The sequence below is a fragment of the Nonomuraea maritima genome (genome assembly GCF_900100395.1).
GTDB classification, from domain to species: Bacteria; Actinomycetota; Actinomycetes; order Streptosporangiales; family Streptosporangiaceae; genus Nonomuraea; species Nonomuraea maritima.
The window spans coordinates 224778-244402 of the sequence record NZ_FNFB01000001.1; the positions used below are offsets into that span (position 1 = coordinate 224778).

A 19625-nucleotide genomic window follows, 5' to 3' on the forward strand; every position below is an offset into this window, starting at 1 on the left:
ACGGACCTCAGGCGCGGGTCGAGGCGCGTTCGACCAGGTCGGGCTGGAAGATGACCTGGCGGTGCTCGTGCTCGCCGGGGTTGTTGGCCTCGTCGAGCAGGAGCTTCGCCGCCGTGTGCCCGAGCTGTTCTCGGGGCTGCCGTACCGACGACAACGGTACGGCGGCCGCCGCGGCGAAGCCGATGTCGTCGTAGCCGAGGATCGCGAGGTCGTCAGGGACGCGCAGGCCGCGCTGCGCCATCTCCTGCAGCACCCCGAGTGCGACCAGGTCGTTCGCGCAGAACACCGCGGTGGGACGTTCGCCCGGCGGCAGTTCGGCGATCTCCTTGCCGGCGGTGCGGCCGGTGGCGACGGTCAGGTCGGGCAGCGTGATGACGGTCAGCGTGTCGCCGGGCTCCAGCACGGAGGCGAGTCCCTCGTGCCGCTGGCGCACCTGCCGCACGCCGGACGGCCCTCCGGCGAAGGCGATGTGGCGGTGGCCGCGCTCGCGCAGGTGCTGTCCGGCGAGCCGGCCGCCGAGCACGTCGTCCACGGCGACCGAGCAGCCGTGGGCGTACGGGGCTGAGCTGTCGAAGAGCACCACCGGGATGCCGCGGGCGACGAGCCTGCGGAGCCGCTCCTCCTCCGCGCTGTCGTTGACCGGCGTGATGAGGGCGCCGAGGGGACGCTGCTCCTCGAACGTCTCCAGCAGCGCGGCCTCGCGGGCGGCGTCCTTGTTGCTGTTGACCACCATGACGGTGACGTCGGCGTCCAGGGCGGCGGCCTCGACGCCGCGCAGGACGTCGATGAAGAACGGGTTGGCCAGGTCGAGCGCGACCACGCCGATGGTCCGGCTGCGGCCGGCGCGCAGCTGGCGGGCCGAGCCGTTGCGGACGTATCCCAGCTGCGCGATCGCCTCCTGGACCCGCCGGCGGGTCTCGGGTGCCACCACCTCGGGCCGGTTGAGCACGTTGCTCACGGTGCCGACGGACACTCCGGCGAGCTGGGCTACCTCTTTGATGCTCGACATCGTTCCTCGTGTCCGGTGCGTGACGCTGGGGGCCGGCGCGGGTGGCAGGCGTGGGTGACAGCGCGGGTGACCGGCGCGGTGATCGGGCGCGCAAGGTGACGGAACGTTCCAGGTCACGGCGTGTCGAATGGGGATCATAGCGTAGGGATATGAACCGCTTCCTGAGGGTTCGCCACCGGTGGTCACGGGTCCCGTGAACGGCCCGGCGTACGTGAACTGCGGGGTTCGTGGACTTGACCATCGTCGTCATCCATGCCTAGATCGATAAGTTCATCCCCGAGACCACCCCCGGAGGACCGCGCGCATGGCATCGGCAGGGATGCGTAGGCCGTGCTGACCAACCCCACCCCCACGGGCCCCACCCCCACAGACCCCACCCCCACGGGCCCCGACCACAGGGGCCTCAACGACACCGGCCCCGCCGGGCCCCCCGCGTCCGGTGACGACGGTGCCGGACGCCGGGGGCGCGGGTTGCGGATCGCCACCGTGCTGGCCGGTGTGATGCAGCTCGCCGTCGCCGCCATCCTCATCGGGCTGCCGGGCGGCTCCCCCACCCTCACCCTGGTGCCCGGCCCGGAGGACGACCCCGCCGCCGACCCCGTCCGGCGGCCGCAGGCCGCGCTGCACGCGCGCCCGACCTCCTCCCCGGTCACGTCCGCGCCGGACCTGCCGACGCCGGACGTGCCGGACGAGCCGTCCGCCGGCACCTCGGCCGTCCCGTCGCCCTCCGCCTCGCCGACGACCCCGGGCGCCGTACGCGGACAGGGCGCGCTGCCGAACCGGAAGGGCGCCTTCCTGCCCCCCGACTCGGTCGCCCCGGCCGCGCCCTCCAGGAGCCGGACGGTCCCCCGCGCGTACGTGCCGCCCAGCGCGGTGCATCCGTGGTCCGGGCGCACCCGGCGGCCCATGACGGAGGTCACCCCGCGGCCCGCCGTGCCCCGGAGCACGTTGTGGCCGTATCAGGTGCCGGGGCAGCCCGCGAGGTCCGACACGACCGCCGGATGACCGCGGGACGGCGACCCACCCTGGCAGGAGCCCCGTGAGCACTCCCCATCCGGCCGGTCCCGAGCTGGACGGCGTCCACCCGGCGTGGCTGCCCCAGGAGGCGTTCCGCGCGATCGGCTCGCGCCGCACGCTCGTGCGGGGCGACGGCGTCCTGGCCGACACCGTGCGGGCGGAGGTCGCCTACGCCTGCGCGCTGCACGGCGGCGTCCTGCTCACCGACCCAGAAAAACCCCACGACCTCGCCCTCACCGTGGGCGGGGCGCCGCACGCCGGCGAGGAAGGGTTCGTGCTCGCCCGCGCCGACGGCGTCACGTCGGTGACGGCGGGCGGCCCGGCCGGGCTGCTGTACGGGCTGTTCGAGGTGGTCCGGCGGGGCGAGGCGGCGTTCGGGGCCGACCTCCCCGCCGGGACGCACCGGCCCGCGCTGCCCCGGCGCATGCTCGACCACTGGGACAACGTCGACGTGCACCCCGTGATGGGCCAGGTCGAACGCGGGTACGCGGGCGGGTCGATCTTCTGGCGCGACGGGGAGCCGCGCGCCGACCTGTCCCGGGTGCGCACGTACGGGCGGCTGCTGGCCGCCTGCGGGATCAACGCCGTCGCCGTCAACAACGTGAACGTGCACGCCACCGAGGAGCGCCTGCTGACCGACCGGCTCGGCGAGGTGGCCGCGATCGCCGCCGAGCTGCGTCCGTACGGTGTCCGCGTGCACCTGTCGGTCAGCTTCGCCTCCCCCGTCACGCTCGGCGGGCTGGGCACCGCCGACCCGCTGGACGACGGCGTGCGGGCGTGGTGGGCGCGGACGACCGAGCGCGTCTACGCGACGGTTCCCGACTTCGGCGGCTACGTCGTCAAGGCCGACTCGGAGGGCAGGCCGGGGCCGTTCGCGTACGGGCGTGACCACGCCGACGGCGCCAACGTGCTCGCCGACGCGCTCGCGCCGTTCGGCGGGGTCGTGCACTGGCGGGCCTTCGTCTACGACCACCGCCAGGACTGGCGCGACCGGTCCACCGACCGCGCCAGGGCGGCGCACGACCACTTCGCCCCGCTCGACGGACGGTTCCGCGACAACGCGATCGTGCAGGTGAAGTACGGCCCGATCGACTTCCAGCCGCGCGAGCCCGTGTCGCCGGTCATCGCGGCCGTGCCGCGGACCCGGCTGGCGGTGGAGCTGCAGGTGACGCAGGAGTACACCGGTCAGCAGAAGCACGTCTGCTACCTGGCCCCGATGTGGCGGGAGGTGCTCGGGTTCCGCCTCTGGGGTCCGGAGGGGCGTTCGGTGGCCGACGTCGCCACCGGCGGCGGCCTGGTCGCGGTGTCGAACGTGGGCGACGACCCCTACTGGACGGGCCACCCGCTGGCGCAGGCCAACCTGTACGCGTTCGGCCGGCTCGCCTGGGCGCCTGAGCTGGACCCGGCCGCCGTCCTCGACGAGTGGATCGGCCTCACCTTCCCGTCCGCCGCGGGCGGGCCGCTGCGGCGCGCGCTGCACGACATCATGGACGGGTCCTGGCGTACCTACGAGCGGTACACGGCGCCGCTCGGCGTCGGTTTCATGGTCCGTCCCGGCCACCACTACGGCCCGGACGTGGACGGCTACGAGTACACGCCGTGGGGGACGTACCACTTCGCCGACCGCGACGGCGTGGGCGTCGACCGCACCCGCGCGACCGGCACCGGGTTCACCGGCCAGTACCCGCTGCCGTGGTCGGAGGTGTACGAGTCGCTCGACACGTGCCCTGACGAGCTGCTGCTGTTCTTCCACCACGTCCCGTACGGCCACGTGCTGAGCGACGGGACGACGGTGATCCAGCACATCTACGACACCCACTTCTCGGGCGCGGAGGAGGCGGCGGCGATGCGCGCGACGTGGGAGAAGGCGGCCGCCGCCGACATCACGGGCGAGCCTGGCGTGCCGGTGGGGCTGCACGCTCGTGTGCGGGAGTTGCTCGACGAGCAGGTGCGCAGCGCGCGGGAGTGGCGCGACCAGGTCAACGCCTACTTCTTCCGCAAGTCGGGCGTGCCCGACGCCCATGGCCGTCCCCTCCACTGAGCGGCGCCGGCCGGCTCAGGCGGTGAACTTCTCCGTGACCTCGGCGATCATGGGGCGGGCGTTCCAGCGGAACGCCGCGGCGAACACCGAGGCCAGCAGGGCGAGCACCGCCTCGGAGACGGTCAGGACGACGCCGCCCGCGACGACGAGCAGGCAGAGGTTCGCCAGAGTGGCCCCGGGGAAACGGCCGAGGCCGTACGCCGCCAGCCGGGCCACGTCCACGGTGCGGAACGTGAACAGCGAGGCGATCACGACGGCGTTGACCACCCACAGCGTGGCGGCCACCGCGATCACGACGAGCAGCGCCGCCCACCAGCCCGGCACCCCGGCGGCGGAGAAGTTGCCCAGGTTGACGCCGATGACGGTCATCCCGAGCAGCCACGGGGCCCAGAGCTTCATGACGCCCGCCGCGTTGGTCCTGTAACCGCGCCAGAACAGCCGCGCCGGGCTGAGCCCGGCGAGCTCGCGCTGCCTGCGGTGCAGGGCGTACGTGGCGGCCGACAGCGCGGGACCGAGGGGCAGCAGGCAGACGGCGGCGAGCGGCACGTTGGACGGGTCACGGTTCAGCAGGACGAGCCCCACCAGGCCCGGGACGGTGGTGAGCAGGAGCAGCAGCTCGACGACCAGCAGGCTGTAGACGAGCGCCGCGGCCCGCGACAACGTCCCGGTCCCGAACCGCCGCTCCCCCACCACCGCGCCCTCCGCGGGCCCGCCGCCACGCCCCGGCGTCCCGCCCGGCCCTGCGCCCGGCGCCGCACCTGATGACCGTCCCGGAACCCCGCCCGGTCCGCCGCCGCGTGCCGTGTCGTGCATGGTGCGTCCCTCCTGGTCTGTGGGGGCGCCGGGCGTCCGCGTCGCGGACGGCCCGGCGGAGGATGCGGTCAGCCGTGCTCCTTCTTGAACCGCTCGTAGGCGGTGTTCACGAGGGTGATGTACGACGTGCTGTTCTTGGCCTCGAGCTCCTTGACGTAGGCGTCCCACTCGTTGATGTCGCGCTCGCCGAGCACGAACCGCAGCGTGTTCTGGGTGACGTGGTCCTTCAGCGCCGTCTCCCAGAGGGTGGACTGCTCCCGCTCCTCCTCGGTGAACGGGTGCGGCGGCTCGACCGGATAGTCCTGCCTGGCGTTCATGACGTCCTGGTAGGCCACCTCCTCCTCGGAGAAGGTCGACTGCAGCAGCTTGGTGGGACCGCCGTAGGCGAAGACGCCGTTGCCGAACCCGAAGTCCTTCTGCAGGTGCTTGGGCGCGCCGGCGTTGAGCCCCACGTAGTCGACGTCGTCGGCCAGCTTGTACGCGCCGCTCGCGTCCTTGGTGAATGTGGTGCCCTCGACGCCCCACTTGGCGAACTCCTGGCCGGCGTCGGAGTACCAGAGCCAGTCGATGAACTGCATCATGGCGACGAAGTTCTTGTTCTCCAGCGCCGCCTTGGAGATCATGATGCCGTTCTCCAGGCGGCTGTCGTGCTTGTACTCACCGATCGGGCCGGTGGGCACCGGGATCTTGGCGACCTTGGCGTCGGGGATGTTCTCGGTCAGCGGCCCCCGGTACGAGTTGATCAGTTCCTGGGCGTTGCCGCTGATCACGAACGACCTGCCGCTGACGAACTTCTGCTTGGCCGGGTCGTCCTGCTGGGTGAAGCTCTCCGGGTCGAGCAGCTTCTCCGCGACCAGCTTGCGCAGGTACTCGATCATCTGCCGGTACTGCGGCATGGCCCCGGTGTAGACGAATTTCCCTGCCGCGGCGTCCCAGGTCGCGTGCTGGTAGTCCCAGCCGCCCTTGGTGCCGTACGCGCGGGCGACGAGCTTGAACAGGTTGCCACCCGGCGTCGGCACGCCCCACCGGTCGGTCATCGGGTAGCGGTCGGGGTACTTCTCCTTCATCGCCTTGAGCATCGCGTAGAAGTCGTCGTACGTCTTCGGCACCTCGAGGCCGAGCTCCTCCAGGATGTCGGTGCGCACCGCGTAGGTGTAGTCGGACCAGCTCTTCTCGTGGATGCCGGGCAACAGGTAGAAGCGCCCGTCCGCCTGCCGCAGGGTGTTCAGCTCGGGTTCGAGCCGCCACTTGGCGGCCTTGTCCTTGAAGTTCGGCAACAGGTCGAGGTAGTCGCTGACCGGCAGGATCGCGCCGGAGGCGACGAACGCCTCCTCCTGCGGGTGGTACGTCTTCGGGATGATGAGCGGGGCGTCGCCGGCTCCGATGAGCAGGCCGCGCTTGTTCTCGTAGTCGCTGAGCGGCACGACCGTGGGGTTGAGCGTCACGTTGGTGCGCTTGGTGAGCTCCTGCCAGAACAGCCAGTCGTTCTTGATCGGGTAGAACGAGTGGTTGTTGTAGAGGATGGAGAAGTTCACCGGCTCCGTGGCCTTGAACTGCTGTCCGACGGCGTAGTTCGCCATGGCCCCGGCCCGGTTGGCGGTGCCGGCCTGGCCGGGCGCCGGGGTGTCGTCCGAGCCGCAGCCCGCGAGCACGAGCGTGAACGCTCCGAGGCCGATGGCCTGGCGCCGCGTGATCTCTCGCATGGGGGGTTCCTTTCCGGTGATTGCGCTGGTGGAGGCGTCGGAGCGCTAACCCTTGACCGCGCCGAGCATGACGCCGGAGACGAAGTACCGCTGGACGAACGGGTAGACGGCGAGGATCGGCAGGACGGTGAGCACGATGGTCACCGACTTGATGTTGGAGGCCGCCTGCGTGACGTCACCGAGCGCGGCGCCGGCGCCCTCGGCCCCCGTGGCTCCCGCGATGAGGTTGCGCAGGTAGACGGTCACCGGGAACAGCTCGGCATCGCTCATGTAGAGGAACGCCGTGAACCACGAGTTCCAGAAGGAGACGGCGTAGAACAGCACCATCGTGGCGATCACCGCCTTCGACAGCGGCAGCACGATCCGCCACAGGATGCCGTAGGTGTTCAGGCCGTCGATGGCGGCGGCCTCCTCCAGTTCGTCGGGCAGGTTCTCGAAGAACGCCTTCATGACCAGCAGGTTGAAGACGCTGATCGCGTTGGGCAGGACGATGGCCCACAGGGTGTTCTTCAGCCCGATGCTGGTGACCAGCACGTAGTTGGGGATCAGGCCGCCGTTGAAGAACATGGTGAAGACGGCGACCCAGATGAGGAACGTGCGCCCCTTGAGATGCCGCTTCGACAGCACGTACGCGTAACAGGTGGTCAGCACCATCGCGACGAGCGTGGCGACGACCGTGTAGACCACCGTGTTGCGGTAGTTCGTCCAGAACATCGGGTCGGAGGCGATGATCTTGTACGTCGTCAGGTTGAACCCGCGCGGGACGAGGTTCACCTCGCCCGCGAGGATGTAGCGCTCGTGGCTGAACGACTGGGCGACGATGTTGAGGAACGGGTACAGCGTCGCGACGACGACGCCGGTCAGGATGACGGCGTTGAGAACCCGGAACACCCGGTAGCCCCGGGTCGTCTGGTGGGTCACCACAGGCTCGTCCCAACTGTGCGCTTGGAGATGAGGTTCGCCGAGAGGATCAGGGTGAGCCCGATCAGCGCCTCGAACAGGCCGATGGCCGCGGCGTAGCTCATGCTGCTCGACTCGACGCCCGTCCGGTACAGGTAGGTGGAGATCACGTCGCCGGTCGGATAGGTGAGCGGGTTGTACAGCAGCAGGACCTTCTCGAAGCCCACCGCCATGAACGTCCCGATGTTGAGGATCAGCAGGGTGACCGCCGTCGGCCGGATGCCGGGCAGGGTCACGTGCCAGATCTGCCGCCAGCGGCCGGCGCCGTCGATCCTGGCGGCCTCGTACAGCTGCTCGTCGATGGTGGTCAGGGCGGCGAGGTAGAGGATCGTGCCCCAGCCGATCGTCTGCCAGATCTCGGAGGAGACGTAGATCGTGCGGAACCAGTCGGGTCTCTGCATGAAGGCGACGGGCTCGCCGCCCGCCATCCGCAGGATCTGGTTGACCGGCCCGTCGAGGGACAGGAACTGCATGACGATGCCGGCCACGACCACGATCGACAGGAAGTGCGGCAGGTACGACACCGACTGCAGGAACCGTTTCATCCTCCGGCTCCTGACCTCGTTGAACAGCAGCGCCAGCACAATGGGCAGCGGGAAGCAGAACAGCAGGATCAGCCCGCCGAGGATCAGCGTGTTGGTGAAGACGTCCCAGAATTTCGGGTCGTCGAGGAACATGCGCACATAGCGCAGCCCCACCCATTCCTCGCCGAAGAGGTTGCCGCCCGGCTCGAACTTCCGGAACGCGATGACGTTCCCGATCATCGGGGCGTACCGGAAGACGAGGAAGAACAGCAGCGGCAGGATCGCCAGCGAGTACAGCTGCCAGTCGCGGCGCAGCGCGCGCCGCCAGGCGCCGCGGGGACGACTCGTCGGGCGGGTGGGCTCGGGCTCGATCACGTCGCCGGGGGGCTGCAGCGGGTCTCGCCACGGTTCGGTCTCGCCGTAGGTCGATCTCCTGTCGATGGGTAACTGGCCGCTCATGCCGTCCCTTCACCCCGCCTCATGAGAACCGGAAGTGACACCGAAACTTTCGAGAAAATCTGTTTTATTTTGCGGAAACATAGGGGGCATGTTGAAACGTGTCAAGAGCCCAGCAAACCTCCCCCTTCGGGGATCGCCACTGGACTGAAGGGAGTTTTCCCGGCAGGACGTAGGGACGGAGGGGACATTTACTTTCTAGAAAGTTTCTGATTCAGTCCGACGGAAAAGGCGACACCCGGTGGTCGTCAACCCGCGGGATGAGGCCCCTCCCAGCGCATGCCATGCTCGGGCTGAAGATCCTCAAGGACCCGACAAGGAGCATGATGCGCATCATCAGGTACGAGACCCCCCAGGGTGGCGCGCGATGGGGAGTGCTCGACCCCGACGGCACCGTGCGCGCCGCCGAAGGCGACCCGTACGACGGCGGGCTGACCCCCGGCGCGGCCGTCGGCGACTCAGGCTCGGTACGCCTGCTCGCCCCCGTCACACCGAGCACGATCCTGTGCGTGGGCCGCAACTACGCCGACCACGCGGCCGAGTTCGGCAATCCGGTGCCGAAGGAGCCGCTGATCTTCCTGAAGCCGCCGTCCTCGATCGCCGGCCCCGGCGACGAGGTCGTCCACCCCGCCCTGTCGGGCCGGCTCGACCCCGAGGCCGAGCTGGTCGTCGTGATCGGCCGCCGAGGCCGGCGGGTGGCCCCTGAGGACGCGATGGACCTCGTCTTCGGCTACACGCTCGGCAACGACGTCACGGCCCGCGACATCCAGAAGAGCGACCCGCAGTGGACGCGCGGCAAGGGCTTCGACACCTTCTGCCCGCTGGGCCCGTGGGTGGACACCGACTTCGACCCGTCGGACGTCCGCGTCACCTGCGCGGTCAACGGCGAGCTGCGCCAGGACGGCCGCACCCGCGACTTCATCTTCGGCATCCCCGAGCTGATCGCGTACATCTCGGCGTTCACCACGCTGGTGCCTGGCGACATCATCATGACGGGCACGCCGCCGGGCGTGCGTCCGGTCAAGCCCGGCGACACCATGACGGTGGCCGTCGAGGGGCTCGGCGAGCTGAGCAACCCGGTGGTGGCGGAGAGCGCCTGAGGTCCGACGCCGTCCGGTCCGGCTCACGGCCGGACGGCCTCTTTCGCGCCTGGCATCAGCGCAGGCCCGCCACCGACCGGGCGGTCCGGACGAACGTACGGCGGGCGACGTCGGGGTCGTCGAGGAAGCAGCCGATCAGGAGGGCGTCGCGCAGCATGGCGATCGTCTCGGCCTTGGCGGCGACGTCCTCACGACCGGCCGCGGTGAGCAGGGCCCGCATCTCGGCCTGGAACCAGACGCGGTGCCGGCTGACCACCTGGCGGATCGCGCTCCCCGGGTCGGGGGACTCGCCGGCCGCCTTGGTGAACGGGCACCCGCGCGTGTGCTCGCTGTAGGCGTCCTCGGCGATCCCGCCGATGGCCAGCTCCAGCGCGTGGTCGGGAGACACCGCCCGGCTCAGCTCGTCCTTCCACAGCGCCCGGAACAGCTCGTCCTCGCGTTCGAGGTACGCGACCACGAGCGCCTCCTTGCCGGGGAAGTGCCGGTAGAGCGTGGCACGCGTGACCCCGGCCTCCCGCACGATGCGATCCACGCCGACGCCGTTGATGCCCTCGGTGTAGAACAGCCGGCTCGCCGTCGCGAGGAGGTGGTCGCGCGGCGCCGGTCGCTGTGCAGTCGCCATCACGGCATCCTATCCACGCCGACCGATCGTTCTTCTGGAAGTCGTTCACCTCATGCCTATACCGAACGTTCTTTCTCTTGTCACGCGGTGTTCACGGGCGACAAGCGAATGTTCTGATGATTTGCCCGACAGGAGGCCGTGGTCTACGGTGAGCCTGCGAGAACGATCGTTCTTTCTTGCAGGGCAGTAAGTGAGCCCGTGGACGAGCAGTGATCGCCTGCCGCGGACCGGCCCGGCGCCGTCCTGCGGCGTCCTCACAGGGCCTCGCGCGAAGCGGGTCCGCGGACACCCAGCCCCTCTTGCGAAGGAACACTCATGACGAACACCTCTGAGCGGATGAGCGCCGAGCGGATGTCGTGGCGGCGCGTGGCCGGCGGTGCGGCGGCGGCAGCGGTCGCGGCGCTGGCCGTCACCACCGCCACCCCCGCCCTCGCCCTCGCCGCAGCGAAGCCCGCCACGGCGGTGGCGGCCGCCCCCGCGCACGACCACAGCCACACCTCCGCGGCCACGAAGTACTACTTCGCCGCCGGTCTGCTGGGCAGGAACGAGGTACGCGAGCCGGGCAAGAAGGTCAACGACCGGGACGGCGTGGCCGTGGCCAAGTTCCGCATCCAGGGCGACCGCTTGTTCTTCCTCGTCCAGTGGCGCAGGACCGGCAAGCCCACTGCCTTCCACATCCACCAGGGCAAGGCGGGCAAGAACGGTCCCGTCGTCATCGACCTGCTGGGCAGCGGCACCATCCGCGGCAACACCGCCGCCGGGTCCGTCCGGGTCAAGAGCAGCCTGCTCAAGCGCATCAAGGCGAACCCGAAGAACTGGTACGCCAACTTCCACAGCGCCGAGTTCCCCGACGGCGCGGTGCGCGGCCAGCTCACCAAGGGCGGCCGCTGGTAGACCGGCCGCGCCGGCGACGGCGGCGGCGCGGACGCACCCGCGCCGACGTCAGCCGGACGTCGAGCCGATGACGTGCCGGGCCTCTCCCCTTCCTCCGGGGCCCGGCACGCCCGGCTTTCTCATGAGAAGACCCTCATGTCCGTCTCACGTTGCGGCAATGGCCGGTCGAGATCCTTCTGGTGGCCGGGAGGAGAGCCCGGCCGGAGCTGACTGAAGGAGACGACATGAGGAAGATCAAGCTGACCGTGGCCGGCGCCGTCCTCGGCACCGTGTTCGGCGGCCTCGCCCTGACCGCGCCGGCGCACGCCGACACGCGCACCTGCACGGGTACGATCCGGGCCGTGTCCGTCGACGACGTCCGCGTCCCGAAGGGCGCACGGTGCACCCTCCTCGGCACCAGGGTCGACGGCAACGTGAAGGTCGGCGGCAACGCGACGCTGGTCGCTCGCGGCGTGCGCGTGGACGGCGACATCCAGGCCGAGAACGCCCGCTCCGTATCGGTGACCAGCGGCTCGCGCGTCGAGGGCAACATCCAGGTCGAGGACGGCGGCACGGTCACCGTCCTTTCCACGGGCGTCGACGGCGACATCCAGCTGAAGGACAACCGGGGCAGCGTCCGCGTCGAGCGCAACCGCGTGGACGGCAACGTCCAGCTGGAGGACAACCGTAGGGGCCTGCGGGTGTCGCGGAACTCGGTGAAGGGCGACCTGGAGTGCGAGGGCAACCGCTCGCGGGTGACGGGCGGCGGCAACGCGGTGCGCGGCGACAAGGAAGGCCAGTGCCGCCGTTTCTAGCCGCTCCGGGTGGTCCACCCCGGGCGCTCCGCACGGCTCCCGGGGACGTCAGGCGGGCAGGCGGTAGACGGAGACGTGGGAGCGCGACTCGGCCGTGAACTCGGCCTTCGACCAGTCGGCGTGCCGGCTCTCGAACTCGAACCCGGCCAGCTGCGCCATGAGGTCGAGCTCGGCCGGCCAGACGTAGCGTTGGGGGCAGCGCGAGATCCGCGCTTCCCGGCCCTCGCCGAAGCGGACGTGGTGGGAGACCAGGTGCTGGGTCAGGACGTCGTAGGTGTCGATGCCGAGGTAGCCGGGCTCGTGATGGAAGATCATGCCCTGTTGCCCTGGAGGGATCACGCGCAGCTCGGGCACCCCCAGCTCGATCACGAACCGGCCGCCGGGTTCGAGGTGACGGGCGGCGTTGCGGAAGCACGCGACCTGCTCCTGCTGGGTGAGCAGGTTGGAGATCGTGTTGAAGACCAGGTAGACCAGCGTGTACGTGCCCGGCGCGGTGGCCTCGGCCATGTCGCCGACCACCACGGGAATGCGCGCCTCGTCCGCCTTCGTGCGCAGCTGCGCGATCATCGGGCGCGACAGCTCGATGCCCGTGACGGGCACGCCGCGCTCGGCGAGCGGCACGGCGACGCGGCCGGTGCCGATGGCGAACTCCAGGGCCCGCCCGCCGTCGGCCAGCTCGGCCAGCCGGTCGACGGTCGGCCCGAGCACCTCGGGCGCGAACATGCCGGTGCCGGGGGTGTCGTAGCGTTCGGCGGTCTCGGTGTCCCAGATCTCGTCCTGTCGCATGCCGCCCACGATGGTCGCGGGCGGCACGCGGTGTCCACCGAATAAATTCTCAGCGCCCTGTGGCCTGCGGTTCGTCGTACTCGATCGCGTAGTCCTGCCGCGAGCGGTCCTTCAGCGCGTACGCCGCCACCACGCTGATCAGGGCGCAGACCGCCATGTAGACGGCGATGGCGAACGAGCTCTGGTACGTCTCGTACAGCCAGACCGCGATCAGCGGCGCGGGGCCGCCCGCGGTGATCGAGGCGAGCTGGTAGCCGAGGGAGGAGCCGCTGTAGCGTAACCGGCCGGTGAAGCTCTCGGCGATGAACGTGGCCTGCGGCCCGTACTGGATGTCGTGGATCGGCGCGGCCAGCACGATGGCGAGGAAGACCAGCGCGGGCACTTGCGTGTCGAGCAGCGGCCAGTAGACGAACGACCAGACCACCATGAGCACGGAGCCGATGATGTACAGCTTCCTGCGGTTCGTGATGTCGGAGATGTAGCCCCAGAACGGCACGGTCACCAGCGAGACGAGGCCCGCCACCATGACGTACAGGTAGACGTCGGAGGCCTCGAAGCCGAGGGTCCGCGTGGCGTAGGTGAGGATGAAGACGGTGAAGATGTAGAACGGCGCCTGCTGGCCGGTGCGCAGCAGCGCGCTCAGCACGATCTCGCGCCAGTTCCTCTTCACCACCTCGCGCACGGGCACGCGCTCGACCTTCTTCTCCGCCAGCACCTTGGCGAAGACCGGCGTCTCGAGGATGCCGAGCCTGATGTACAGGCCGACGCCCGCCATGACGATGCTGAGCAGGAACGGGATGCGCCAGCCCCAGTACGGGTCGAGCGGCTGGAACACCTGAAGGGCGCCGTAGCCGAGCACGAGTCCCACCGGCACGCCGAACTGCGGCCAGCTGCCGAGGAAGCCGCGCCTGGCGCCCTTGGTGTCGCCCCACTCGGTGGCGAGCAGCACCGATCCGCCCCATTCGCCGCCGACGCTGATGCCCTGGAGCAGGCGGAGCAGGGTGAGCAGGATCCCGCCCCAGATGCCGATCTGCTCGTACGTCGGCACGAGGCCCACGAGCGCGGTCGCGACGCCCATGGTCATGAGGGTGATGATCAGGGTGGCCTTGCGGCCGATCCGGTCGCCGTAATGACCGAAGATCGCCGCGCCGATCGGGCGGGCGGCGAATCCGCCGAAGTAGGTGCCGAGGGCGAGGAGGAGGCCCGTCGTCGCGTCGCTGTTGGGGAAGAACAGCTCAGCGAAGATGGTGCTGGCGGCGAATCCGTAGAGGAAGAAGTCGTACCACTCGATCGAGGTGCCCACCGCGGAGGCGACCACCGCCCGGACGAGCTGCCGTTTCTTGTCGTTACCTGTCGCGTCGAGTCCGTGCTGCTCAGCCATCTACCAAACCTCCGGACGAGGTAGGTCACGCGTACCGCGTTGACGGTACATCAGAGTTGATCGACGGTCACGGGCCTAAAAAAGCCGTGAATCCCGCTTTATCGGGGCCTGCCGAGCGATGGACGGTTCGAGGGAACGTTCCCAGTAGCCGACAAGAGGAGGGCTTGAGCGATGCGCCCCATCGTCACCGCCATGACTGTCATGGCGCTGGTCGCCACCGGATGTGCCAAGGCGGGTCTGGACAACCAGTGGCCGCCGCCGAACGACGGGGCCAACGCCGAGGCGGGAGAGACGATGCTGGTCCGCAACGCCTTCCTGCTGAGCGGCACCGACGCGGCCTCACCCACCCCTCAGCAGGCCCTGTTCGCCGTACTGATCAACCAGGGCGGTCAGCCCGCGCGCCTGGAGCAGGTCACCGTGGACGGAGGCGGGTCCGTGCAGCTCGCCGGGCCGATCACGCTGCCGCCGAACCAGCCGGTCGGCACCAACAGCCGGCCGATCGGCACGGTCACCGGGACGCGCGGCTGGCTGGTGCCGATGACGTTCACCTTCTCCGGCGGCGAGTCGGCGCGGATGGTGGTGCCCGTCATGCCACGCGCGGCAGAGTACGCCCAGCTGCCCACCGTGCCCGCGCAGGCCCCGACGCCGACCACCCCGGCCACCGCGCCGCCGAGCCCGGGCGTCTCGCCGTTCCTCACCGAATCGCCGCGCTCCACGGGCGCTCCTGGCCGCACCGAGTGGCCGGAGGCGGAGTCTCCGACCCCGTCGCCCGCGGGCTGACGTGCGCTCAGCCGAGCGACCCGGTCAGCGTCCTGGCCGCCCGGGTGACCAGCGCGCCGTACGCGGCGCGCAGGTCATCGGGCATGCGGCTGGCCGGCGTCGAGATGCTGATGCTGGCGACCGGGGAGCCGTCCGCGCCGAGGATCGCGGAGGCGACGGCGGCGATGTCGGATCGCCACTCGCCGCGGTTGTCGGCGTAGCCCCTGGCGCGCACGGCCGCCAGCTCCGCGCGCAGCGCCTCGCCGTCGACGATCGTCGTGCCGGTGTACGCGGGCAGCTCGTCGAGCGGCCGGTCGAGGTGGGCGAGCACGGCCTTGCCGTTGGCCGAGGCGTGCAGCGGCAGCCGGATGCCGAGCGGCAGCACGATGCGCAGCGGCTTGTCGGTCTCCAGCCGTTCGATCAGCACGACCGCCTCGCCCTCCGGGACCATCAGGTGGACGGTCTCGCCGGTCTGCTGGCGCAGCTCCTCCATGACCGGCACGGCCGCGTCGCGCAGGCCGAGCTCGGTACGGCGGGCGACCTGCAGGAGCTTGCTGGTGACCTGCCAGCGGGTGACCTCGCCCCCGGCCGGCCGGATCCAGCCGGCGTCGTGCAACGTCCGCAGCGAGCGCTGCACCGTGCTCTTGGGCAGCCCGAGTTCGCGGGCCAGCTCCCCCACGCCGACGGGCTGGCGGGCGGAGACCTCTTCGAGCACCCGCAGCGCGGTGACCACGTTCTGCATGCGTTGACTCCTCCATGGGCCGAACCTAAGGTTAAGTGAACCGCACAGCGGCACGCCGTGCCGCGTCACGGCACGGAAGGACGAGACAGTGGGCCGGCACTTTCTGCAGATCCCCGGGCCGACCAACGTTCCCGACCGGGTGCTGCGCGCGATCGCCCAGCCCACGATCGACCACCGGGGGCCCGAGTTCGCCCGGCTCGCCCTCGACCTGCAAGAGCGGCTGAAAGGCGTCTTCCGTACGAGCGGCCCCGTGGTCGTCTACCCGTCGTCGGGCACCGGCGCGTGGGAGGCGGCGCTGGTCAACACGCTGTCGCCGGGCGACAAGGTCGTGGCGTTCGAAACCGGTCACTTCTCCGGCCTGTGGTGCGCCATGGCCGCCCGGCTGGGGCTGGTCGTCGACGTCGTGCCGGGCGACTGGCGGCACGGCGCCGACCCCGACGCGCTCGCCGAACGCCTGACCCCCGACGTCGCCGCCGTCATGGTGGTGCACAACGAGACCTCGACCGGCGTGCGCAGCCGCGTCCCCGAGATCAGAGCGGCCCTCGACCGGGCAGGCCACCCGGCGCTGCTGCTGGTCGACACCATCTCGTCGCTCGCCTCGATGGACTACCGCCACGACGAGTGGAGCGTCGACGTCACCGTCGGCTGCTCGCAGAAGGGCCTCATGTTGCCGCCAGGCATCGGGTTCAACGCGGTCAGCGACAAGGCGCTCGCCCATCGGGGCGGCCTGCCGCGGTCGTACTGGGACTGGGAGCCCGTCATCGCCGCCAACCGGCAGGGCTTCTTCCCGTACACGCCGCCCACCAACCTCCTGTACGGCCTGCGCGAGGCGCTCGTCATGCTGGAGGAGGAAGGCCTGGAGGCGGTCTTCGCCCGGCACGACCGGCACGCCGAGGCCACCCGGCGGGCCGTCCGGTCGTGGGGGCTCGACGTGCTCTGCGCCGACGAGCGCGAACACTCCAGCTCGCTCACCGCCGTGCTCATGCCCGACGGGCACGACGCCGACGCGCTCAGACGGCTGATCCTCGAGCGCTACGACCTCTCGCTCGGCACCGGCCTCGGCCGCCTGGCCGGTCGCGTGTTCCGGATCGGGCACCTCGGCCACTTCAACGACCTCATGCTCGCGGGCACGCTGAGCGGCGTCGAGATGGGCCTCGCCGCGGCCGGCGTACCGATCAAGGAAGGCGGCACCCGGGCGGCGCTCGCCTACCTGGAGAACGGCCGATGAGTCTCGCGCGCACGCTGTCCCCGCTGATCGCGGGCGACGTCCGCGACGACCCCTACACCCGGCACCTGTACTCCTCCGACGCCAGCATGTACGCCATCGAGCCGCTCGCCGTCGCCTTCCCCCGGCACGCCGACGACGTCCAGGCGCTGGTGGCGGCCTGCGGCGAGCTGGGCGTGCCGGTGCTGCCGCGCGGCGCGGGCACCAGCCTGGCCGGGCAGACGGTGGGCGCGGCCGTGATCGTCGACTTCTCCCGCCACATGAACCGCATCCTGGAGCTCGACGGCCGCAGCGCCCGCGTGCAGCCCGGCGTGGTGCAGGACCAACTCAACCGGGCGGCCCGCAGGCACGGGCTGATGTTCGGGCCCGACACCTCGACCAGCAACCGCGCCACGATCGGCGGGATGATCGGCAACAACTCCGCCGGCAGTCACTCCGTCCGCTACGGCTCCACGATCGACCACGTCGAGGCGCTGCGCGTCGTCCTCGCCGACGCCACCACCCCCGACCTCGCCACCGACACCCGGCTGAACGCCGCGGTCGCCGAGGTGCTGCGCGGCCTCGACCTGGAGGGCTTCCCGCGTTTTTGGCGGCACTCCGGCGGCTACCGCCTCGACGCCGCCGCCCGCGGCCTGGCCACGGGCAACCCCGACCTCACCAGGCTCCTCGTCGGTTCCGAAGGCACCCTGGCCGTGGTCACCGAGGCCACCGTGCGGCTGGTCGACCGGCCGCGCGCCAAGGCCATCGCCGTCGGCCACTTCACCTCGACGGCCACCGCCGTCGCCGCCACCGCCGACGCCCTCTCCTTCGACGCCGCCTCGGTCGAACTGCTCGACAAGGCCATCCTCGACCTGTCGAAACAGCGCGTCGACTACGCCGGGCTCGCCGGCATCCTGGAGGGCGAACCAGGGGCGCTGCTGTTCGTCGAGTTCTTCGGCGACGCCCCCGGCGAGGTCGCCGACCTGGTCGACCGGCTGGCCGCCACCTGGAAGGCGAACGGCCACGGCTACCACACCCTCAAGGCGGTCACCGACGAGCAGCAGACGGCCGTGCTCAAGGTGCGCAAGGCCGGGCTCGGCCTGCTCATGGCCTCCAGCGTCGGCAGCCGCAGACCGCTGGCGTTCGTGGAGGACACGGCGGTGCCACCCGAGCGGCTGCTGCCGTACGTCGAGGAGTTCGCGCAGGTCCTCGACCGGCACGGCCTGCGGGCCGGCTTCTACGGCCACTGCTCGGTGGGCTGCCTGCACATCCGGCCCTTCGTCGACCTGCGCGCGCCCGGCCAGATCGACACGATGCGCGCGGTCGCCGAGGAGATCGCCGAGCTGACCGCCCGGCACGGCGGCGTCAACTCCAGCGAGCACGGCGACGGCCTGGCCCGTTCCGAGTTCAACCGGCGGCTCTTCGGCGACCGGATCTACGAGGCGATGCGGCAGGTCAAGCACGTCTTCGACCCTGACAACCGGCTCAACCCCGGCAAGATCGTGGACGCGCCGCCGATGACCGAGCACCTGCGTGACCCGGCCAGGCCCGAGCCGCGTCCCCTGGCCACGACGCTGAGCTTCGCCGGCGGCATGCACGCCGCGGCCGACCGGTGCATGAACATCGGCGTGTGCCGCAAGGACGACACGGGCGTCATGTGCCCGTCGTACATGGCCACCCGCGAGGAGGAGCACTCCACCCGGGGCCGGGCCAACGCCCTGGTCAAGGCGCTGTCGTCGCCCGACCCGCGGCGGGCGCTCGGCGACGAGCGGCTGCACGGCATCCTCGACCTGTGCCTCGAGTGCAAGGCGTGCCAGTCGGAGTGCCCGCTCGGGGTCGACATGGCGGCGCTGAAGAGCGAGTTCCTCCACCAGTACCACGACGTCCACGGCGTGCCGCTGCGCTCGCGCGTGTTCGGCGCGATCAGGACGCTCAACCGGCTCGGCTCGGCCACCGCGCCGGTCTCGAACTGGCTGGCCGGCGCCGTCCGCGGCCCGCTCGGGCTGAGCCGCCGACGTCCGCTCCCCCGCTTCCACCGCGACAACCTGCTCCGCTGGTACGCCCGCAGACCCGCCCCCCGTACAGGCGGCCGCGAGGTCGTCCTGCTCGCCGACTCCTTCACCGCCTTCAGCGAGCCCGCGATCGGGCGCGCCGCCGTCGAGCTGCTGGAACACGCCGGCTACACGGTACGGCTGGAGGCCGAGGGCTGCTGCGGCCGGTCCAGCATCTCCAAGGGCCTGCTCGACGACGCGCGCACCAAGGCGGAGGCGATGGTCACCCGGCTGTCGGCCTCCGACGCGCCGATCGTCGGCGTCGAGCCGTCCTGCCTGCTGACCTTGAAGGACGAGTACGCCGCCCTGCTCCCCGGCGACCCGCGCGTGGCGGCGGTCGCGGCGCGCGCCCGGCTCGTCCCCGAACTGCTGGCCGAGGCCATCGACGACGGCTCACTCGTGCTCGGCGACGCGCTGAGCGGGCGGAGCATCCTCCTGCACGGCCACTGCCACGAGAAGGCCGTCACCGGCACGGCCGCCACCCGCGGCCTGCTGTCCAAGATCCCCGGGGCGGAGGTGACCGAGATCGACTCCGGCTGCTGCGGCATGGCCGGATCGTTCGGCTTCGAGGCCGAGCACTACGACCTGTCCATGAAGATCGGCGGCCTGCGGCTCTTCCCCGCGATCACCGAGTCCGCACCCGGCACCCTGCTCGCGGCCACGGGCGTCTCCTGCCGCCAGCAGATCGCCCACGGGACGGGACGCGCCGCCCGCCACCCGGTCGAACTGATCCACCAGGCGGCCGGACTGCACTGACGCTCGGGGGAGA

At 70.9% G+C, this 19625-nt stretch carries 17 protein-coding genes; 8 read left to right on the forward strand and 9 right to left on the reverse strand.

What is annotated here, in order from left to right; all coding sequences use genetic code 11:
- Nucleotides 1-7 precede the first annotated feature (7 nt).
- Entirely contained in the window at nt 8-1009 is a 1002-nt protein-coding gene (locus BLR04_RS01175; protein WP_090758626.1) for a LacI family DNA-binding transcriptional regulator, read from the reverse strand.
- 330 nt (nt 1010-1339) lie between these two features.
- Between BLR04_RS01175 and BLR04_RS01180 the strand changes: the two genes are divergently transcribed.
- Nucleotides 1340-2014: a hypothetical protein gene (locus BLR04_RS01180; RefSeq protein ID WP_090758628.1), complete on the forward strand. Its 675-nt coding sequence runs from the start codon at nt 1340-1342 to the stop codon at nt 2012-2014.
- A gap of 34 nt (nt 2015-2048) precedes the next feature.
- Nucleotides 2049-4067, forward strand: coding sequence for an alpha-glucuronidase (locus BLR04_RS01185; protein ID WP_090758629.1), 2019 nt, complete (start codon nt 2049-2051; stop codon nt 4065-4067).
- 15 nt (nt 4068-4082) lie between these two features.
- On the opposite strand, the gene BLR04_RS01190 is transcribed toward BLR04_RS01185, so the two are convergent.
- The 4 genes from BLR04_RS01190 to BLR04_RS01205 form a co-directional block, all read right to left on the reverse strand.
- The gene (locus BLR04_RS01190; protein ID WP_090758631.1) at nt 4083-4880 is read right to left on the reverse strand and encodes a YesL family protein; all 798 of its coding nucleotides are present in this window, start codon (nt 4878-4880) and stop codon (nt 4083-4085) included.
- A 68-nt stretch (nt 4881-4948) separates the two neighbouring features.
- Nucleotides 4949-6583: an ABC transporter substrate-binding protein gene (locus BLR04_RS01195; protein ID WP_090758633.1), complete on the reverse strand. Its 1635-nt coding sequence runs from the start codon at nt 6581-6583 to the stop codon at nt 4949-4951.
- A 45-nt stretch (nt 6584-6628) separates the two neighbouring features.
- Nucleotides 6629-7504: a carbohydrate ABC transporter permease gene (locus BLR04_RS01200; RefSeq protein ID WP_245739946.1), complete on the reverse strand. Its 876-nt coding sequence runs from the start codon at nt 7502-7504 to the stop codon at nt 6629-6631.
- The gene (locus tag BLR04_RS01205; RefSeq protein WP_090758637.1) at nt 7501-8526 is read right to left on the reverse strand and encodes an ABC transporter permease; all 1026 of its coding nucleotides are present in this window, start codon (nt 8524-8526) and stop codon (nt 7501-7503) included. The genes BLR04_RS01200 and BLR04_RS01205 overlap by 4 nt, the downstream gene beginning before the upstream one ends.
- 323 nt (nt 8527-8849) lie before the next feature.
- Here BLR04_RS01205 and BLR04_RS01210 point away from each other — a divergent pair, with 323 nt between their 5' ends.
- Nucleotides 8850-9623 (forward strand): fumarylacetoacetate hydrolase family protein, encoded by a 774-nt coding sequence (locus tag BLR04_RS01210; protein WP_090759474.1) that lies wholly within the window; start codon nt 8850-8852, stop codon nt 9621-9623.
- 55 nt (nt 9624-9678) lie between these two features.
- Here the strand turns inward: BLR04_RS01210 and BLR04_RS01215 are convergent, their stop codons facing one another.
- The gene (locus BLR04_RS01215) at nt 9679-10245 is read right to left on the reverse strand and encodes a TetR/AcrR family transcriptional regulator (RefSeq protein WP_090758639.1); all 567 of its coding nucleotides are present in this window, start codon (nt 10243-10245) and stop codon (nt 9679-9681) included.
- A 315-nt stretch (nt 10246-10560) separates the two neighbouring features.
- Here BLR04_RS01215 and BLR04_RS40395 point away from each other — a divergent pair, with 315 nt between their 5' ends.
- Together BLR04_RS40395 and BLR04_RS01225 are read left to right on the forward strand one after the other, a co-directional pair.
- The gene (locus tag BLR04_RS40395) at nt 10561-11139 is read left to right on the forward strand and encodes a CHRD domain-containing protein (RefSeq protein WP_090758641.1); all 579 of its coding nucleotides are present in this window, start codon (nt 10561-10563) and stop codon (nt 11137-11139) included.
- A 224-nt stretch (nt 11140-11363) separates the two neighbouring features.
- A complete protein-coding gene (locus BLR04_RS01225) occupies nt 11364-11933 on the forward strand; it encodes a hypothetical protein (protein WP_218128679.1) in 570 nt (189 codons plus the stop codon).
- Nucleotides 11934-11981: 48 nt separating this feature from the next.
- Here BLR04_RS01225 and BLR04_RS01230 read toward each other — a convergent pair whose 3' ends face one another.
- Together BLR04_RS01230 and BLR04_RS01235 are read right to left on the reverse strand one after the other, a co-directional pair.
- Complete coding sequence (locus BLR04_RS01230; protein ID WP_090759478.1) at nt 11982-12719, reverse strand: class I SAM-dependent methyltransferase; 738 nt, start codon at nt 12717-12719, stop codon at nt 11982-11984.
- Between the two features lie 49 nt (nt 12720-12768).
- Nucleotides 12769-14100: an MFS transporter gene (locus tag BLR04_RS01235; RefSeq protein ID WP_090758643.1), complete on the reverse strand. Its 1332-nt coding sequence runs from the start codon at nt 14098-14100 to the stop codon at nt 12769-12771.
- Between the two features lie 171 nt (nt 14101-14271).
- Between BLR04_RS01235 and BLR04_RS01240 the strand changes: the two genes are divergently transcribed.
- The gene (locus tag BLR04_RS01240; RefSeq protein ID WP_090758645.1) at nt 14272-14880 is read left to right on the forward strand and encodes a copper chaperone PCu(A)C; all 609 of its coding nucleotides are present in this window, start codon (nt 14272-14274) and stop codon (nt 14878-14880) included.
- 7 nt (nt 14881-14887) lie between these two features.
- On the opposite strand, the gene BLR04_RS01245 is transcribed toward BLR04_RS01240, so the two are convergent.
- The gene (locus BLR04_RS01245) at nt 14888-15601 is read right to left on the reverse strand and encodes an IclR family transcriptional regulator (protein WP_090758647.1); all 714 of its coding nucleotides are present in this window, start codon (nt 15599-15601) and stop codon (nt 14888-14890) included.
- 88 nt (nt 15602-15689) lie between these two features.
- Between BLR04_RS01245 and BLR04_RS01250 the strand changes: the two genes are divergently transcribed.
- Together BLR04_RS01250 and BLR04_RS01255 are read left to right on the forward strand one after the other, a co-directional pair.
- Nucleotides 15690-16829 (forward strand): pyridoxal-phosphate-dependent aminotransferase family protein, encoded by a 1140-nt coding sequence (locus BLR04_RS01250; RefSeq protein ID WP_090758649.1) that lies wholly within the window; start codon nt 15690-15692, stop codon nt 16827-16829.
- Nucleotides 16826-19612: an FAD-binding and (Fe-S)-binding domain-containing protein gene (locus tag BLR04_RS01255; RefSeq protein ID WP_090758651.1), complete on the forward strand. Its 2787-nt coding sequence runs from the start codon at nt 16826-16828 to the stop codon at nt 19610-19612. Before BLR04_RS01250 ends, BLR04_RS01255 begins: the two co-directional genes overlap by 4 nt.
- Nucleotides 19613-19625: the final 13 nt, after the last annotated feature.

Coding starts and splice junctions, on each gene's coding strand:
- BLR04_RS01175 (WP_090758626.1), bottom strand. CDS start 1,009: ATGTCGAGCATCAAAGAGGTAGCCCAGCTCGCCGGAGTGTCCGTCGGC.
- BLR04_RS01190 (WP_090758631.1), bottom strand. CDS start 4,880: ATGCACGACACGGCACGCGGCGGCGGACCGGGCGGGGTTCCGGGACGG.
- BLR04_RS01195 (WP_090758633.1), bottom strand. CDS start 6,583: ATGCGAGAGATCACGCGGCGCCAGGCCATCGGCCTCGGAGCGTTCACG.
- BLR04_RS01205 (WP_090758637.1), bottom strand. CDS start 8,526: ATGAGCGGCCAGTTACCCATCGACAGGAGATCGACCTACGGCGAGACC.
- BLR04_RS01210 (WP_090759474.1), top strand. CDS start 8,850: ATGCGCATCATCAGGTACGAGACCCCCCAGGGTGGCGCGCGATGGGGA.
- BLR04_RS01215 (WP_090758639.1), bottom strand. CDS start 10,245: ATGGCGACTGCACAGCGACCGGCGCCGCGCGACCACCTCCTCGCGACG.
- BLR04_RS40395 (WP_090758641.1), top strand. CDS start 10,561: ATGACGAACACCTCTGAGCGGATGAGCGCCGAGCGGATGTCGTGGCGG.
- BLR04_RS01225 (WP_218128679.1), top strand. CDS start 11,364: ATGAGGAAGATCAAGCTGACCGTGGCCGGCGCCGTCCTCGGCACCGTG.
- BLR04_RS01230 (WP_090759478.1), bottom strand. CDS start 12,719: ATGCGACAGGACGAGATCTGGGACACCGAGACCGCCGAACGCTACGAC.
- BLR04_RS01235 (WP_090758643.1), bottom strand. CDS start 14,100: ATGGCTGAGCAGCACGGACTCGACGCGACAGGTAACGACAAGAAACGG.
- BLR04_RS01240 (WP_090758645.1), top strand. CDS start 14,272: ATGCGCCCCATCGTCACCGCCATGACTGTCATGGCGCTGGTCGCCACC.
- BLR04_RS01245 (WP_090758647.1), bottom strand. CDS start 15,601: ATGCAGAACGTGGTCACCGCGCTGCGGGTGCTCGAAGAGGTCTCCGCC.
- BLR04_RS01255 (WP_090758651.1), top strand. CDS start 16,826: ATGAGTCTCGCGCGCACGCTGTCCCCGCTGATCGCGGGCGACGTCCGC.